Here is an 18065-nt window from a genome sequence, read left to right on the forward strand (position 1 = left end):
CATAGCCGAGCCGGGGGACCTCCGCGCAATAGAGAGGATGGCCTCGGTCCTCGCCGGCAGGAAGATGCTTCACGTGAACTCGACCGCGGCCGGGGGCGGGGTGGCGGAGCTCCTCACCAGGATGGTGCCCCTTTTCAAGGACATCGGCCTGGACGTAAGGTGGGAGGTCATGCAGGCGGACCGGCCCTTTTTCGAGGTCACGAAGAACATCCATAATTCCCTGCAGGGCAGAGGCAGGCCCCTCACGAAGGAGATGTGGGAGGAATACGCCAGGGTGAACAGGGAGAACGCGGAACGGATAGACCTTGACGCGGACTTCGTAGTAATCCACGACCCCCAGCCCGCCATGTTCATCGACTACAAAAAAAGGGGCACCTGGATTTGGAGGTGCCATATAGACATCTCCTCGCCTGACAGGGCAGCCTGGCACCAGTTGAAGGACATAGTCGAAAAGTACGACGGCTCCATATTCTCGGTCGCGAACTTCGCCCAGTCGCTCCCCATCCACCAATTTCTCATACAGCCCACGATAGACCCCCTTGCCGAGAAGAACGCCCACATCGAGGACGAGGAGGTGCGTGGCATATACGAACGGCTCGGCGTGCCGCTCGATAAGCCGGTGCTCCTCCAGGTATCGAGGTTCGACCCGTTCAAGGACCCGCTGGGCGTCATAGAGGCGTACAAGCTCGCGAAAAAATACCACGACTGCAGGCTGGTGCTTGCCGGAGGCACCGCAACAGACGACCCCGAGGGCGAAAGGGTGCTCGCGGAGGTCGAGGAAAAGGCGGCAGGCGACCCGGACATACACATATTGCTTCTCCCGCCCTTTAGCGACCGGGAAGTGAACGCGCTCCAGAGGGGGGCCGACATAGTGCTTCAAAAATCGACCCGCGAGGGCTTCGGCCTGGTCGTTGCAGAGGCGCTCTGGAAGAAAAAGCCCGTGATAGCCGGGGACGCGGGCGGCATACCGCTCCAGGTCATAGAAGGCGTCACGGGGTTCCTGGTCCATTCGGTCGAAGGGACCGCGTACAGAATACGGCAGCTCCTTGAAGACCCGGAGCGGGCAGAGAGGATGGGCGAGGCGGGGAGGGAACATATAAGGAGGAACTTCCTTACGACCCGTAATATCAGAAACTACCTCGGGATATGGACAGCCCTTGAAAGAAGGGATGAGAAGGTAATCTATATCTGACGCCCCTTTACCCCGCGAGCCTACCTCCTAACCTCCTGTTTTAGCTTCATAAAGTTTATTAAGGGTTGCATTCCTGCACTTAACAGCTAAAATAGATGCTGGCCTGCTCTCGTGTCCGGGGCAGGCAAAAAGACGCTTATGGAAGGATTCGCCCAAAAAAAAATAATCATCGTCTCGAACCGGGAGCCCTACAGCCTGAAAAAGGGCAGTTTCCAGAAGACAGTGGGCGGGCTGGTTTCCGCTCTCGACCCGCTGATGCAGGCATCAAGGGGCGTCTGGATAGCATCGGCCCCCAAGGGGGACCAGAGAGACGGGCCGCTAAGGGTCCAGGTGCCCCCGGACTCCCCTTCCTATACCCTCCGCCTCGTCCCCTTAAGCTCCAGCGATATCGAAGGCTACTACAACGGCTACTCCAACCGGTTCCTGTGGCCGCTCTGCCATATAACGCTCGACAGGATTTACCTCACCCGCTCTTATTGGCGGAGCTATGCGCGGGTCAACAGCCTCTTTGCAAAGGCCGTTGCCGAGGAGGCCCCCGAAGATTCCATCATATGGCTGCAGGACTACCACCTGGCGCTCGCCGCGGCGGAGATACGGGCGCTACGGCCTGAAGTCTTCATCTCGCTCTTCTGGCACATACCATGGCCGCCTCACGCGGTTTTCAGGATCTGCCCTCAGAAAAAGGAGATCCTCGAAGGGCTCCTCGCGAACGACCTCCTTGGGTTTCAGCTCCCGAGCTTCATGCAGAATTTCATGACCTGCGCTGAAAGGGAATTGGGCGCCGAGGTAGACCCGGTCGAAGGCGCAATAAGGCATAAGGGACGGCTTACGCGCCTCCGGACCTTTCCCATAAGCGTCGACTTCGGCTGGTTCGAGGACGCGGCAGCCTCTCCAGAAGCGGAATCCTTCATAACGAAGTTCCTGAGAAAACGGGAGCTTGGGCATCTCAAGCTGGGCCTTAGCGTAAACAGGCTCGACTACACCAAGGGCGTCATAAAGTGCCTCGAGGCGGTTGAGCTCTTTTTCACCAAATACCCAAAATACAAGAGAAAGTTCACGTTCATAAAAGTGGCAGTCCCCACCCGTAAGGTCGAGCCCTTCTTAAGCTACATGGAACGGGTCGAGCGGAAAGTGGAATCAATTAACAGGCGGTTCGGAAGCGGCGGCTGGAGGCCGATAGAGTACATCACCTCGAACCTTTCCCACACCGAGCTTGCGGCCCTTTACAGGAGGGCCGACCTCGCGGTAATAAGCTCTGTCTACGACGGCATGAACCTCGTTGCCAAGGAGTTCCTCGCCTCTCAGCTCGACCTCTCCGGTAGCATCCTCATAAGCGAGTTCGCTGGCGCCTCGGAGGAGATACCCGGCGTGACGGTCATTAACCCCTATGACACCGAGGCCTGCGTGGACGCTATGAAGGCGGCCCTGGAAACGGACCCCGAGGAAAGGAAGAACAGGCTCTTGAAGGCCAGGGCGCATATCAGAAAGCACGACATCTATCACTGGGTGGAAGACATTTTTTCAACGATGAAAAGGATACAGGATGAGCAGATACCTTCTGAAGTCCGCGGACGAGGCGCGGTCGTGCTTAAAAGGTAGGGACATCTCCCTTTTCCTCGACTACGACGGCACGCTTACCCCCGTGGCCGGCAGGCCCGAGGACGCACGCCTCTCCTTCCATATGAAAGAGCTCGTTAGGATGCTCGCCGGGTCCATGCCCTTGGCCATAGTCTCAGGACGGGGCCTTTCGGACATAGAGTCGCTCGTCGGGGTCGACGGGCTCGCGTACGCCGGGAACCACGGCCTGGAGGCCGCCGCTCCCGATTTCACCATGACATACGACATAGGACGCGCCGCGAGGGAAGAGCTAAACGGGCTCGAGCCAGCGCTCCTCCGCCTTCAGGAGAGGTGGAAGGGCGTGATATTCGAAAACAAGGGCGTCTCGCACACCGTCCATTACAGGCTCCTCGGCTCGCGGCATTTCCCTCTTTTCAAGGAGGAGTTCGACACGACGGTCGCACCTGCCCTTTCACGGGGCCTGGTCCGCCTCACCCAGAGCAAGAGGGCTTTCGAGATACGGGCCAGCGTCAAATGGGATAAGGGCCGGGCAATACTATGGATGCTCGAAAGAAACCGCTTCAGGGGCACGATGCCCGTCTTTATCGGGGACGACGAGACCGACAAGGACGCCTACAGGGCGCTCGGCCCTAAAGGGCTCTCGGTGCATGTGGGGTGCGAGGCCGACGAGGCGGCCTTCCATCTCATCGCGCAGGACGAGGTCAAGGTGTTCCTCAAGCTCATCCTCGATACAAAATTAGGCGGCGTCCTTAATAGTTAACAAAAGCCTTTTGAGGTTCGATTAAAATCGTTCTCTTTTGAAAAGACCTTTCACGCGCTGCCGCGCTTTTCGGCATAAATGCCTATCAGAATTCAAATTGCGTCCTCCAAATATGCTACTCCCGCAAATCCCTTATCTTCCTCAATTCCCGCACTCGTTCGGCCACTGGCGGGTGCGAGTAATGAAACGCGGCATAAAGCGGGTGCGGGTGCAGGTTCGATAGGTTGTCCCTGGATAGCTTTATGAGCGCGGACGCCATCGAAGAAGGATCATTGCTTATCTCGGCTGCGAACCGGTCGGCCCTTTTCTCGCGCCGCCTTGAAAGCCAGGCGAAGAGTGGGCCGAAGGGGACGCCCACCATGGAAGCGAGAAAGCCCAGCAGCACCATGAGCGCGTAAAACGATGCGCCCTCAAAACCGAACGCCCTCTCAAGAAGGCCGCTTTCAATTATCCTGTAGGAGATATAAAGGGCCGCAAGGCTAAGTAGCTCCATGGCCACGAGGCCCTTGAGGAGATGCCTTCCCTTCCAGTGTCCTGCCTCGTGTGCGAGGACCGATATTATCTCCTCCTTCCCGAGCTTCTTTAGAAGCGTGTCGTAGAGCACTATCCTCTTTACGCTTCCTATCCCGGTGAAATAGGCGTTCGTATGCAAGGTGCGCCTGGACGCGTCCACCTTAAGGACCTTCCCCACCCGTATGCCTGCTTTTTTCAGGACCTCCTTTATACCGTCCCGGAGGCCGGGGTCGTCGACCTCATCGAACCTGTTGAAAAGCGGCTCTATAAGGTAAGGCGAGACGTACATCATGAATATCGTAAACCCGAGGAACAGGAGCCATATCCAGAGCCACCATAGCCCGGGGCTTAAGGTGATTATCCAGAGCCCGGCCGATATCAGGAAAAGCGCCAGTACCGACGAGATGGCAAGGGACTTGGCGAAGTCGGCGGCCCATAGCCCCGGGGTCATGGCGCTGAACCCGAACTTCCTCTCTATCCTGAAGACGCGCCAGAAAGCGAACAGCGCACTGACGAGCGTCTCCGCAACGATGAGGAGCATGAAAAAGAGCGCTCCCGAGGCTATGAAGCCGCCCCCGATGGAAGCTATCCACCTGTCATAGGGCTTAAGGAGAAACAGCACGAAAACCAGCACTGTCAATGACCCGGCGAGCTTCTCAATTATTCCGTGCCTTGCGTTCTCGACCGTATAGTCCCTTGAACGCGCCAGGAAATCCCGGTCGATGTGCCCCTCGAAGCCGGGCGGCACCTCGCCCCACCTCTCTTCCAGGTGTCTGATGTTCAGCAATTCGAGCGCCAGCCTGTACCCGGCCGCGGCCAAGTACAGTCCGAGTATGATGACAAGGGCTGGCGAAAGGTCCATTATCGGATTCTACACCGGATTTCCGGGCAGCGGAAAGGGGTATACGTCAGCGCTTCTCCCTTGACAGACAGCCGGGGCCGTGCTAAGGATGACATGTCCCAATCTATCCTGAAACCTGAACGAAAAACGGGCATCCGGCTGCCGGGCCCGTATTCGTATTTTTCAATCCGGAGAAAGGGAGCGGGCCCGTATTTCACTTTGCGCCGCCCGAACGCTGAAGTCGCGCATGGGAGTTCTTTCCAGGTCTATCACTGGCCTTTTCGCGGTCCTTTCCTTTTCGGGCCACGCTTACGGCGACGCCATGTGCAACCACGCGGATGTCGAGAGGCTAGGCCTATACCTGAACAAGGGGCAGGTTGCCGAGAAGGCGGGCCGCACGCTCGATGCGCTCCTTTTTTTCAGGGCAGCGGATTCGTTCTGCGGAAACCGCGCCGAGGCCATGAAGGGCCTTCAGCGCATCGGCGCCAGGATGGGGTCTGCTGCCGAAAAAGAGGGACGGTTATTCTCAGGGAAAAACATACTTTCAAGGGTTCCTGACGAGGACTGCCGGAGATGGGCCCGACACACATCTATATTGCCGAACCCGTACGAGCCGGCCGTGCCGGGGCTGTGCGTGGCCTCCTCCGGCGGAATGAGAGTGGAGATCGAGCGCTCCGCCGGCGCATACGAATGGTACGAGGCCACATATAATTACAGGGAATCCGACTCGCTTGTGATGAAGGGCGTGAAATCCAATTCTTCGGACCTGGGCGCAGCCGATAGGGCCTTCAGGCACTTCAAATCGAGGGAGCGCCTGAATTTCCCAGGCTACTCCATCGACCCGGCCCATCTGGCCCTGCTGAGGGGCGCCTCATCCTCGAACCTGGATTCCATACTGTCAAAAGAGGAGCGGTCGTATGCCGAGACGAGGAACTGCAGGGAGTCCCTCGGTATCCTCGATTCGGCTATGAAATGGGCTGTCCTGATAGGGGAGTCCGGCACGGCGCGGGTCTTCTCCCGCGCGGCGCTCAGGGCCGAGGAGGCGCTTAAGGGGACCTCCGTAAGGGAACTGCACGACGCGATAGAATTCTATGCCTTTGCCGGCGAATCAGAGCCCTTCGCAAAGGTCGCGAGGAGGGCGGATGAGCTCGGGCTTGCCGCAATGAAGGAGAACGAGCCGGAAAAGGCCCTCAATTTCTTCAAACTCTCGCGGAACGAGCAGCTTATCAAAAAAGCGGAATCGCTCGCCGAAAAGGTGCGGAAAGCAAGGTCAAAGGGAAAGAAGAACGAAGGCCCGGCCCGCTCCCTGTAGAGGCGTAGACCGGCCTCTCCCCGCTTGCATCGGCCTCGCCCGGGTCTTTTGTCTTGCCGCCGTACGGCTCAATCCTCCGTATCCTCTCGACCGGGTCCTCCCCCGCAAGCCTCAGGAATTCGGCATAGCTCCTCAATACCCTTTTCGAATAGGCCCTTGTCTCTTCATAGGGAATAGATTCCACGAACTCATCGAGCTCGAATGGCAGGGTCCTGCCCCACCTCTCGGCCGCCTTCGGCCCGGCGTTATAGCCGGATATCGCTAGCGCAAGGTCGCCGTTAAACCTCTCCAGCAGATGCCCCAGGTACCATGACCCGAATCTTATGCTGGTGGCGGGCTCGAAAAGGCTCCCTTCCGCGAAGCTTTCACCGAGCCTGGCCGCTATGCCCTTCCCGGTCGACGGCATTATCTGCATCATCCCGAGCGCGCCCACAGGCGAGACCGCGCCGGGGTTGAAATGGCTCTCTTCGCGCGCGACCGCCGCCACAAGGAACGGGTCGACGGGAATTCCGGATTTCTCCCTGACGGACTCGACAATCCAGAGCGGGAACCCGAGGTGCAGTAGCTCCCTCTCCGCCGAGAGGTGGAGCCTGTATATCCTGAAAGCCCTGTAATAGTCACCGGCCTCATAAAGGAGCATTGCGAGCTCGGCAAGGTCAGCCCGCTTGCCAGAGTGAGCCGACGCAATCCTCTCAAGCTCATTGGCGGCCTCTTCACGTAAGCCCAACGTAAGTAGCTCCCTTGCCGCCCTGTAGCCGGGCTCTCCAGAGAAAACGCTTTCGCCCTGCAATCCTTCCAGGGGAGGCCGCGGGTTTGATTTCAATGCGCTTGCCGGGACCGCCCTCGCATCCGACAGCGCCGATACAGTTTCGTTTTCGAGCCCTCTGGCCCTCGAAGCGGCCATGAGGCAATAGAAGGTATCGGGAGCCTTGGCGCAAACCTCCCCGTAGCCCCCGGCCGCCTCCCCGGCCCTTCCGAGGTTCTCAGCGCTCCTTGCCTTCCAGTAGCGAGACCTTGTGGTGTCCCTGCCGCCGGGCTTCGCTACGAGATAGTGCGAAAAGCCTTCGTAGGCTTCTTCATACCTGCCGGAAGCGTACGAGCCCCATGCAAGGTTCCAGAACGCGTCGTCCGAGACGGGGCTGTTGGCGAAATTCGAGAGTACCTTCTTATAGAGCTTCATCGCACCCTCGGGGTCTTTGTCTTCCTTGAGCTGGCCGAGGAGCATCAATACCCTTACATGCTCGTCGCTTGCCGGAAATTTCACCGAAAGCCTCTTAAGGGCCTCTTCCGCCCCGCCCACACCACCCTGCCTTACCGAGGAGAGCGCGTACCAGTAGAGCGCTTCCGCCTCCATGGCCGGCCTCTCGGCTGAAAGATGCTCTTTAAGGAGCTTCTCGGCCTGGGCATACTTCTTCTGCCTTGAGAGCGCGACCGCGGTCTTGACGGACGCCTTACCTTTGAATTCGGACGAGCCGCTTAAGCTTTTATACTCCTCAATGGCGGCCTCGAAGGAGGCGGATCTTAAAAGCCCCTCTGCCCTCCTGAACCTCTCCTCCGGCGTTAATTTTGCGCCACTCACCCCGGCTGAATCGAGTTCAGCGAGCTTCTTATGGGCCTTTTGGCCGATGGCGGCCGCGGGCTGCCCGATTGCCAGTCCCTTAAGGTGCACGACGGCCTTTTCCGGTGCGCCTGATTTTATGTAGGATTCGGAAAGCAAAAGGGTCGCATCAGTGGAAAGGTGGCTCCGTGGATGCTTTTTAATGAATTTCTCGAATGTTTCAGCTGACTTCTGGAAATCCGCACCCTCGAAAAAGGCAGCGGCGCTGAGATACCCGGCCTTTTCGGCGAGCAAATATGACGGATAGGATAGTATAATGGATTCATAGGCGGTTGCAGCCTCCGCATGGAGGCCCTGCGCGGAAAGGGCCCTGGCCCTGTAAAAAAGCAGATAATCGTCTATGCCTGAAAGGCCTGCGGATTCTTCAAGGAAGGTAAGCGCGCCGGGATCCCCCTCCTCGATTGCAAGGAGGGCCTGTAGAAATGCCGCTCTCGGGGCCCATTCCGAGTCCGGAAAGAGCCTTCGGACCTCCGCAAAGGACCTCCTGGCTTCGGCCCTGTTTCCCTCGTCCTTCATCCTCTGCGCGAACCTGAAAAGCGGCTCAGGCTCGGCCTTACGATATTGGGATTGAGCGGCCTCCGGGGCCGTTACCTGACTGGTTTTTATGAAAAAAGCGTGAGCGGGTCCGGTAAAAAAGAGCTGGAGCGAGAGCGCGGAAACCAGGGCCGGTATATGAAGGCTCCTTTTAATCGAAGCCATCGGGCACCTCCATCGCCGCATTATACCACAAGCCCGCTCTCATTCAAGAGCGGGACCGTATGAACGAGACCCGGAAAAGCTGTAATAAATGCAGGTCCTGGTGTATAATTGCGGTCAATCAAATGTATTTCTATAATATCGGCCGTCAGAATTAAAAAATTAAAAAAGGTTTTATTCTGGCCGGCAGGTGTGAAAGCGGATTTAAGACACTCTTATATATTTTTCAGGGGAACTCATGTCATTACTAGAGGAGCTTACAGCAGAGTCAAAAATAGCCTACTTCTCCATGGAGGTAGGCTTTCGGAACGAAATACCCACTTACAGCGGCGGCCTGGGCGTGCTTGCCGGAGACACAATAAAATCGGCGGCAGACCTCAACCTGCCAATGGTGGCGGTGACGCTCATACACCGGAAGGGGTATTTCAGGCAGGAGCTTGAGGACGGAAAGCAGATAGAGCACCCGGAAAAATGGAACCCGGCCGAGCACATGCAGCTTCTGCCCCAGAGGATACGGGTGACCATAGAGGGGCGGGCGGTCGCTGTCCAGGCCTGGGTCTACTCGATAACGAGCCTTGTCACGCAGTGGAAGGTGCCAATCTTCTTTCTCGATACCGATCTCCCTGAGAACACCCCGGAGGACAGGGCCATAACCGACCACCTCTACGGCGGCGACGACCGCTACAGGCTCAAGCAGGAGGTCGTGCTCGGCCTGGGCGGCGTTCTGATGCTCCGGGCCCTCGGCTTCAGCATAAAAAAATACCACATGAACGAAGGCCATGCGGCGCTTCTTACGCTCGAACTCCTCCAGAGATACAAGCGCGACATCGAGGCTGTCTGGGACGAGCGCGAGGTCTGGGACATAGAGCGCGTCAAGAACCTTTGCGTATTCACAACCCATACCCCGGTCGAGGCCGGGCACGACAAGTTTCCGTACGACCTCGTGCGGGAGGTCCTCGGCGAGGACGTGCCTTTCGACGTCTTGAAGGAGCTTGGCGGCACGAACAAGCTGAACATGACGCTCCTTGCCATGAACCTGAGCCAGTACATGAACGGTGTCGCAAAGAAGCACAGCGAGGTCTCGAAGGTCCTCTTTCCCGGCTACAAGATACAGGCCATCACCAACGGCGTCCATACCTTCACCTGGGTCTCGGACCCCTTCGCGCGCCTCTATGACAAGTACCTGCCCGGCTGGGCTAACGAACCCGAGCTTTTCGTGAGGATAGCCAGGATACCCGAAGAGGAGCTCTGGGGCGCCCACATGGAGGCGAAGAGGAAGCTCATAGACTTCGTGAACCGGGAGACCGGCGTCGGAATGGATTATGACACCCTCACCATAGGATTCGCCCGGAGGGCCACCGCCTACAAGAGGTCGAACCTGCTTCTCTGGGACATCGAGCGCCTCAGGAAAATAGGCAGGAAAAAGGTGCAGGTGATCTTCGCGGGCAAGGCCCACCCCAAGGATACCGAGGGGAAGAGGAATATAGAATACATCGTAAAGACCGCCCGCGAGCTCGCGGACGACATAAAGATAGTTTACCTCAAGAACTACGACATGGACCTCGCCCTCAAGATGGTATCGGGCGTGGACGTGTGGCTCAATACCCCGATGCGGCCCAGGGAGGCCTCGGGCACGAGCGGAATGAAGGCCGCCCATAACGGGGTCTTGAACTTCAGCATCCTTGACGGCTGGTGGATAGAGGGGCACATAGAGGCGTATACCGGATGGTCCATAGGCCCCCAGCCCACGGAAAGCTCGCTTGCGCTCTCGACCGACGAGGCTGACGCCGACGACCTCTACAGGAAGCTCGAAAAGGAGGTCATCCCGACCTTCTACGACAACCGCCGGATATGGATAAAGATGATGGAGAACTCCATAGGCAAGGTCGCCTACTACTTCAACTCGCACAGGATGATGAGGAGGTACGTGACCGAGGCGTATATAAGGTAGGCTTTTACGCTCCCGCGCGTTCTCCCGCCTGCGTTTCAGACAGCTGATTCAGCCGGTGCCCTTCCGAAAAGGCCCAGTTTCTTCCAGCCCACGCTTGCTTGACACAATGGGCAATAGCTGATAGATTTCCATCGTTATTTTCATTTTTTTCTGAGCTGCCGAGTGGCGGGGCGGATAGAATCATGCTCAAGGAGTTCAAGGCGTTCGCGTTAAGAGGGAACGCCATCGACATGGCTGTTGGCATCATCATCGGGGTGGCGTTCAGCGGCATCGTCAACTCCCTTGTAGCCGACATTCTCATGCCTCCAATGGGCCTTCTGGTCGGCTATGATTTCTCCAACCTCTTCATAACGCTCAAGAGCGGGACTGTTGTCGGCCCCTACCCCACGCTCGCCGAAGCCAAAATGGCCGCAGCGGTCACGCTCAATTACGGAATGTTCATAAATACGGTCGTCAATTTCCTGATCGTCGCCTTCTCTATGTTCCTCCTGATAAAAGGCGTAAAGAGCCTCTGGGTTGAAGCCCCGCCGCCGCCCCCTCCGGCGACCAAGGAATGCTCGTATTGCTTTTCCGTTGTGCCCTTAAAGGCCACCCGCTGCCCCAACTGCACCTCCGGCATCGGTTGATAGCCGCTCAGGGTCATTCTTTGCACACATGACCTTCTCTTTTTTTAAGTAGATCACCCTCGAAGCTCTCGAATATAGTGGAGTACGACAGCGAACCATCAGCGGGAGTCAAGTCAACCGACCTGTTCTGGATTCTTGCGCTGCAGTACTCTTTCTGAAGGGGCACAATCCTGATTGACGAAGGCGTATCGAAATGCTCTATTCCCGTAAAGACCTTTGAGGGGCTGTAGGGGGGGGTGGAGATGAAAACATCCGATATATGCGAGGAGTAATTGAAAAGGGCTTTCGGCTACGGCACCCTCCCGCTCTTGAGATAAACCCTGCACTCCTCGCTCCCTATCCAGTCTATCTTCATCATGTTGGTCGCGCCCCTCATGCCGACCTTGCTCCCGGAGACGACCACTATCGTATCCCCGAAATCCGCAAGCCCCCGGTCGAGTAGCGCGGCCTCTCCCCTGCATATCATCTCGTCGGTGTGCTCGCCGAATTCAACGGTGAAGGGAGTGACGCCCCAAAGGAGGGCGGCCCTCCTCCGGATGGCCTCCTGGTTCGTGAACGCGATTACGGGCGTTATCGGCCTGAGCTTTGAAAGGAGCCTTGCGGTCTCCCCGGTCTGGGTAAATACCACGATGGCTTTGGGCCCGACCTCGTCTGAAGCCGCGTGCGCGGCATGGGCCACCGCTTGGGCGAACGAGAACGAGCCTGCCGGCGCCTTCCTCCGCCTTAAAAGGTGCTTGTGCGCGAGCGCGGCCTCCTCGGCCTCTGTCGCTATCCTCACCATTATCTCGACGGCCTTTACGGGCCACCCGCCGACTGCCGTTTCCCCGGAGAGCATTAGCGCGTCAGTGCCGTCGAAGACGGCGTTCGCTACATCCGACGCCTCGGCCCTGGTGGGCCTCGGGTTCTCTATCATCGACTCCATCATCTGCGTGGCGGTTATGACGATCTTCCCGGCCTCGTTTGCCCTGGTTATGAGCTTTTTCTGGAGAACGGGTATCTCTTCGGTCGAGAGCTCCACGCCGAGGTCGCCGCGCGCTATCATGATGCCGTCGGACTCTTCCAGTATGGCGTCGAGGTCCTCGATTGCCTCGGCCTTCTCTATCTTGGCTATCACCGGAATGTCGGCTGAAGCTCCGCCTATTATCCCCTTTATGCGGGCTATGTCGGAGGCGCTCCTTACGAATGAGAGCGCGATATAATCGACCTCATTCTCGATGCCGAAGGCCAGGTCGGCCAGGTCTTTTTCCGAAAGGCAGGGAGCGCTCACGGCGACCCCAGGGAGGTTCATGCCCTTGTTCTCCTTGAGCACCCCTCCGTAGACGACCCTGGCGCGTATTTCATCCCCTTCCACCCCCATTACCGACGCTTCGATCAGGCCATCGTCCATCAATATCCTGTCCCCTGGCTTTACGTCCTTGTAAAGGTCTGCGTAGGTGGTGGATATCATCCTCTCGTCGCCGTCAGGCTCGCTCGCGGATATGGATATCTCCTGGCCTGGGACAAGCTCTACGAAGGGTTTTCTTAACCGGCCCACCCGTATTTTCGGGCCCTGGAGGTCGAGGAGTATGGCTACGGGGAGGTCGAGCTTTCGGGAGACAGCGCGGATCGAGGAGATGACTTTGCCGTGCACCTCCCTTGTGCCGTGGGAAAGGTTAAGCCTCAATACGTCCGCGCCCGCGAGCATGAGTTTTTCAATTACCTCAGGCGAGCTCGATGAGGGACCTATGGTTGCGATAATCCTTGTCTTTCTTTCTGGTATGGGCATCTTTTTCCGTCACGTGCATTATCCCACTCCAAAAGGCCCGAGTCAACAGGTTGCGGCCCTCCTTGACAATCCGCTTCCCGGAGTTTAAATTGGCACCCTGAGGATTCAGACCAGAAATCATTCGGAGCTGAATGGAATTCGGCGGTTTCAGGATATTCTCCTTAAGCGACGGGTCTTTCAGGCTCGACGGCGGCGCCATGTTCGGCGTGGCCCCGAAAGCCATGTGGGAACCCCTCTGCCCTCCGGACGAGAAAAACCGCATACCCCTTTCGATAAGGCCGCTCCTCATACAGACCGGGAGCGAAAATATCCTCGTCGATACCGGCATAGGGGACAAGGGAGATGCGCGCTTCAAATCCATTTACGCGGTGGACAGGGGCCGCACGCTCTCCGGGTCCCTTGAAGCCGTCGGGCTCTCCCCTTCGGATATCGACATCGTCATCAATACGCACCTCCATTTCGACCACGCAGGCGGCAATACGGTTAAGGAGGGCGGTGTCTTGCGGCCCGCATTCCCGAATGCGCGCTATATCGTCCAGCGCGGGGAATGGGAAGCCGCCCTCAACCCGAACGAGAGGACCAGAGGAAGCTATTGTCCTGACGAATTCCTGCCCCTCATGGTGGCCGGGCAACTGGAGCTTATCGAAGGCGGCGGTGAGGTCGTAAGCGGAGTATCCGTCATAAGGACAGGCGGGCACAACCGGGATAACCAGATCGTAAGCGTCTGCTCGGAGGGCTTGACCGCTGTTTTCACGGGAGACCTGATACCGACCACGAGGCATCTCCGCATCCCCTTCATAACAGCCTACGACCTTTTCCCTCTCGACACCCTGAAAGCCAAAAAGGAAATCCTCTCCGAGGCTGCCGAGAAGAGGTGGCTGCTAATATTCGAGCACGATCCGGAGACTGAAATGGGATATGTGCGATTTATGGGCAAGGACCCGGTGCTTGAAAAATTGAACAAACCGGAGCTTAGGTAATTGCCTGAATAGGGCAGGTGCGAATCCACCCGTTCCCCTCCTGGCCTGCTTTTTTCATCTCCTGTGAACCTGATAGCCGGAGGATTTGCGCCATAAAGCAGCACTCCACATCGCGGTCCGCTTATGATATATTCCTTTTCGAGTGGTCCACGGATAGCGGTAACGAAAGCTTATGAAAAAATCCATCGTCATTATTAGCTTTCTTGTGTTCGCGTCTCTTCTTTCGATGATGGCGCGGGACTCGAGCGCGTCGGATGATGCCCTCCGGATAATCAAGCTGGGCGTCGGCTTTGATCTAAGCGTAGGCGACTACGGCGGACGCGAGGCTAGCGACATAGTGCAGGTGCCGGCCACCGCCTCGTACGAAAGCGGCCCGCTCAGATTGAAGCTTATCATTCCCTTCAGGCAGGTAATCGGCCCCGGAAATGTGGTGCCTGCGGGGGTGAACGCAATTCCTGTGGTGGGCAGAAGGTCTGGCAAGCGCCGGAGCGTTTCCGGCCTGGGCGACATGGTCGCCGGGGCGGCTTATAACGTGATGTACCTTCCGGAGCGTCAACTCCTCATCGACCTCGCCGTGAACGTGAAATTCCCGACTGCGGACGAGGCAACGGGCCTCGGCACGGGCGAAACCGATTACTCACTTCAGGTAGACGCGTCAACAGTGCAGAACGAATTATCACTTTTCGGCGCCATCGGATATGAGGCGTTCGGAAGCCCCGATGCCTTCACCTTGAAGAACGCTATTTTCATGAGGGCGGGCGGCAGCTATCCTTTGGCCGCTGATTCGGTCGTTGGCTTGATATTAGAGTGGCGGCAGTCCGCCTCGCCCGGACTCCCCTCGCCCCTGGAGACGACCGTATCCGTGAGACGCAGGCTGTCCCCTGTGTTTGACCTGCACGGATACATCCTGAAAGGATGGTCCAAAGGCAGCCCCGACCTCGGGTTCGGCGTAAGTATCTCGCGTAGGATGTAGAAGAGCACGCGGCAGGCCTGCAATCCCTGGCGAAACTCCGGCCCTGCAGCCCGCCTTCACACGATTCCGCCCCTTCCTCTGGCTTCTTTTTTCTGGTCATGCTCCCCTCCTATGAGCTATAATTAGTAGTTAAATCAAGCTTAAAGACGGCTATAAAGGCATGGCGAGAAAAAAGACAGGGAAGGCCGAGGCCATCTCCTTCGAGGCCCCGCTCCCCCTTGACAGGGACGAGCTGGTGATTGAGGGGCTGAAGCAGAACAATCTCAAGAACATCTCGGTCCGCATCCCGCATAACCTCATAACGACCATAGTTGGCCCGAGCGGGTCCGGGAAGTCCTCGCTCGCCTTCGATACCCTTTTCGCGGAGGGGCGCTGGAGGTTCATAGAATCGCTCTCCACATATACGAGGCTCTTCCTCGAAAGGATGGACAGGCCGGACGTGGACGCCATAAGGAACATCCGGCCCGCGATCGCGGTCGAACAGAAAAACCCTGTCCGCGGAAGCCGCTCGACAGTCGGCACATCGACCGAGCTTAACGACTACCTGCGCCTCCTTTTTTCCAGGGCCGGCAGGCTCCACTGCCCCATCTGCGGGCATCCTGTCAGCCCAGGCGGCCCGGGCCATGCCGCTGACGAGCTCCTTTCCAAATACGAAGGCGAGCGCGCCTACATAGGTTTCAACCTCCCCCTGAACGGCAGGACGCCCGAGGAGGCCGCCTCCATGCTCCTCCAGAAGGGCTTCATACGCGTTAGAACGGGCTCGGAGATAATCGACATATCCGAAGGGATTCCAGGCGGGCTCAAGGGCCGCCTGGGGGTGGTGGCGGACAGGCTCGTACTTAAGGAAGCCGAGAGGCAAAGGCTCACCGAGGCCCTTGAGACCGCCTTCAGGGAAGGAAACGGCTCTGCCTGGGCCCTTTTGCCTGAAAAAGGCGAGGAGGCGTTTTCAAAAGAGCCTTGCTGCCGTAACTGCGGGGCCAGGGTGGAGAGGCCCACGCCCATCTCCCTCTCCTTCAACCACCCGGTGGGCGCCTGCCCGGAGTGCAAGGGCTTCGGAAATGTGCTCCGCTTTGACGAGGCCAAGGTCGTGCCTGATAAGTCCCTTACGCTCCGCGAAGGCGCTATCGAGCCCTGGACAAAGCCGTCATACAGGTGGTGGCACGAGGAGCTTATAAAGCACGCGCCGCGCCACGGTGTCGATATCGACAAGCCTTTCGGGAAGCTTACGGCCGGGGAGCGGGATATCGTCTTTGGCGGCGCGACAGGCTTCGAGGGGATAGAGGAGTTCTTTGATTACCTGGAGAGCAAGAAATACAAGCTCCACATAAAGGTCTTCAGCTCCCGCTACAAGGGGCAGGTCACCTGTTCCGCCTGCAAGGGAACGAGGCTCAAGAAAGAGGCGCTCTCATTGAAGGTCGGGGGGCTCGACATTGCGGAGGCGAGCGCCCTGACCATAAAGGAAGCCCTCTCGTTCTTTTCATCCCTCGAGCTTGCCCCCTTCGAGGCGTCGGTCTCGGAGGAGGTCCTAAGGCAGATACGGACCAAGCTCGAATTCCTCAGCCAGACCGGGCTCGGCTACATAACCCTGGACAGGCTCACCAAGACCCTCTCCGGCGGGGAGGCGCAGAGGGTTACCATCGCTACCCAGCTCGCATCCTCGCTCTCCGGGGTCCTTTACATACTCGACGAGCCATCCATAGGGCTCCACCCGGTCGACATAGACCTGCTTACAAATCAGTTGAAGCGGCTTTCCTCGATGGGGAATACCGTCGTCACGGTCGAGCACGACCCATCTATGATAATAAAATCCGACCATATAATAGAGCTCGGCCCCGGCGCGGGCGAAAAAGGCGGGCGCGTGGTCTGGGCCGGCCCCACGGGAGAATTCCTCAAAGAGGCGCGCACCCTTACAGCCGATTACCTCTCGGGCCGGGAGACCATACATGTGCCCAGATGGAGGAGGAAGGGGAGCGGCAGGTCGCTCGTCATCAGGGGCGCATCGGGCAATAACCTGAAATCCGTTGACCTCACAATGCCTCTAAAGACCCTGACCTGCGTTACCGGGGTTTCAGGCTCAGGAAAGAGCACGCTCATAGTGGACACGCTCTACGCGGTGCTCGCCGCGCACTTCGGCGAGAAGTCAGAGCCGCCGCTACCGTACTCGTCCGTGCAGGGCCTCGACAGGATTTCGGGCGTTAAGCTCATCGACCAGAGCCCCATAGGGAGGACCCCGCGCTCGAACCCTCTCACCTACATCGGGGGCTTCGACGATATACGTAAGATATTCGCCGGCCTCTCCTCTGCCCGCGCAATGGGCCTTTCACCCGGCGACTTCTCCTTCAACGTCCCCGGCGGCAGGTGCGAATCGTGCAAGGGAGAGGGGGTGGAAAAGCTTGAGATGTACTTCCTCCCTGACGTATACGTGAAATGCGCGGTATGCCGGGGCAGGAGGTACAAGGGCCACGTCCTCGATGTGAAATACAGGGGAAAAAGCATATACGATGTACTTGAGGCCACGTTCGAAGACGCTATGGGCCTTTTCCCGAACGAGCCCGCGCTCCAGAGGAAGTTTTCGGTCCTGAAGGAAGTGGGGCTCGGATACCTGAAGCTCGGCCAGAGCGCGACCACCCTTTCCGGAGGCGAGGCCCAGCGACTGAAAATCGCCAGGGAGCTTGTAGAGGAGTCCTCGGGTGACGTCCTTTACATCCTGGATGAGCCGACCACCGGCCTCCATATGGACGATGTGAAGAAGCTCCTTGCCGTGCTCGGAAGGCTCGTGGATTCCGGAAACTCCGTCCTCATGATAGAGCATAATCTCGACTGCATGAAGACGGCCGACCATATAATTGACCTCGGTCCGGCAGGAGGAGAGGCAGGGGGCCAGGTAGTGGCTGCCGGCTCGCCCGAGGAGGTCGCAATTCAATCCCGTAGCATCACAGCGAAATACCTGAGAAAGGCCCTGCAGAAGAACGCACCCTTTTAAAGCCCGTGCGGCTCAAGTCCGTCCCGAAAATTCCGATGTAAAACAAGGCCCCCGGTTTCGTTTCCATATTCATCCGGAATCCGTGCCTCAACTCACATACTCCTTTCACAAATGTGCGTATGCTGTTATTCCGAAAGGGGTGGCAGATTCGGCCAGAGCAGCCGGATTTTTCTGCAAAAACCGGGAATTCAGGCGTTTTTCAGAGGCGAGCCGGGCAGGCATTTTCCTTGACAGTGCGATTGTACGCGGGTAAGATGAATGGCATTCATGTGGAAAA

Annotated in this window: 12 protein-coding genes; 9 read left to right on the forward strand and 3 right to left on the reverse strand. The window is 57.9% G+C overall.

Translation table 11 applies throughout. The features are described 5' to 3' along the window. Positions 1–37: 37 nt before the first annotated feature. From K8I01_11360 to otsB, 3 genes are all read left to right on the forward strand, one after another. Positions 38–1192 carry a glycosyltransferase gene (locus K8I01_11360; protein MBZ0221014.1) on the forward strand — a complete coding sequence of 385 codons (1155 nt, stop codon included), beginning with the start codon at positions 38–40 and terminating at the stop codon, positions 1190–1192. Positions 1193–1330: 138 nt separating this feature from the next. Then, positions 1331–2791: a trehalose-6-phosphate synthase gene (locus K8I01_11365; GenBank protein ID MBZ0221015.1), complete on the forward strand. Its 1461-nt coding sequence runs from the start codon at positions 1331–1333 to the stop codon at positions 2789–2791. Beyond that, positions 2736–3530 carry a trehalose-phosphatase gene (otsB, locus tag K8I01_11370; GenBank protein ID MBZ0221016.1) on the forward strand — a complete coding sequence of 265 codons (795 nt, stop codon included), beginning with the start codon at positions 2736–2738 and terminating at the stop codon, positions 3528–3530. The genes K8I01_11365 and otsB overlap by 56 nt, the downstream gene beginning before the upstream one ends. Positions 3531–3645: 115 nt before the next feature. Here the strand turns inward: otsB and K8I01_11375 are convergent, their stop codons facing one another. Then, a complete protein-coding gene (locus K8I01_11375) occupies positions 3646–4905 on the reverse strand; it encodes a M48 family metallopeptidase (protein ID MBZ0221017.1) in 1260 nt (419 codons plus the stop codon). A 226-nt stretch (positions 4906–5131) separates the two neighbouring features. Here K8I01_11375 and K8I01_11380 point away from each other — a divergent pair, with 226 nt between their 5' ends. Then, on the forward strand, positions 5132–6196 hold the full coding sequence (locus K8I01_11380) for a hypothetical protein (protein MBZ0221018.1): 1065 nt from the start codon (positions 5132–5134) through the stop codon (positions 6194–6196). Here K8I01_11380 and K8I01_11385 read toward each other — a convergent pair. Continuing rightward, a complete protein-coding gene (locus K8I01_11385) occupies positions 6111–8513 on the reverse strand; it encodes a transglycosylase SLT domain-containing protein (GenBank protein MBZ0221019.1) in 2403 nt (800 codons plus the stop codon). The genes K8I01_11380 and K8I01_11385 overlap by 86 nt on opposite strands. A gap of 235 nt (positions 8514–8748) precedes the next feature. Here K8I01_11385 and glgP point away from each other — a divergent pair, with 235 nt between their 5' ends. Both glgP and mscL read left to right on the forward strand, forming a co-directional pair. Further along, entirely contained in the window at positions 8749–10461 is a 1713-nt protein-coding gene (glgP, locus tag K8I01_11390; protein ID MBZ0221020.1) for an alpha-glucan family phosphorylase, read from the forward strand. Between the two features lie 182 nt (positions 10462–10643). Next, positions 10644–11087 (forward strand): large conductance mechanosensitive channel protein MscL, encoded by a 444-nt coding sequence (gene mscL, locus K8I01_11395; protein MBZ0221021.1) that lies wholly within the window; start codon positions 10644–10646, stop codon positions 11085–11087. Positions 11088–11376: 289 nt separating this feature from the next. On the opposite strand, the gene pyk is transcribed toward mscL, so the two are convergent. Beyond that, complete coding sequence (pyk, locus tag K8I01_11400) at positions 11377–12852, reverse strand: pyruvate kinase (protein MBZ0221022.1); 1476 nt, start codon at positions 12850–12852, stop codon at positions 11377–11379. A gap of 131 nt (positions 12853–12983) precedes the next feature. On the opposite strand from pyk, the gene K8I01_11405 reads away from it, so the two are divergent. The 3 genes from K8I01_11405 to uvrA all read left to right on the forward strand — a co-directional run bounded on the left by K8I01_11405 (position 12984) and on the right by uvrA (position 17788). After that, positions 12984–13832, forward strand: a complete 849-nt coding sequence (locus K8I01_11405; GenBank protein ID MBZ0221023.1) for an MBL fold metallo-hydrolase — start codon at positions 12984–12986, stop codon at positions 13830–13832. Between the two features lie 172 nt (positions 13833–14004). After that, positions 14005–14805, forward strand: a complete 801-nt coding sequence (locus K8I01_11410; GenBank protein MBZ0221024.1) for a hypothetical protein — start codon at positions 14005–14007, stop codon at positions 14803–14805. Positions 14806–14965: 160 nt separating this feature from the next. Further along, complete coding sequence (uvrA, locus tag K8I01_11415) at positions 14966–17788, forward strand: excinuclease ABC subunit UvrA (GenBank protein MBZ0221025.1); 2823 nt, start codon at positions 14966–14968, stop codon at positions 17786–17788. Positions 17789–18065 lie beyond the last annotated feature (277 nt).

It is taken from the genome of Deltaproteobacteria bacterium (assembly GCA_019912665.1).
Taxonomy (GTDB): domain Bacteria; phylum Desulfobacterota; class GWC2-55-46; order GWC2-55-46; family GWC2-55-46; genus UBA5799.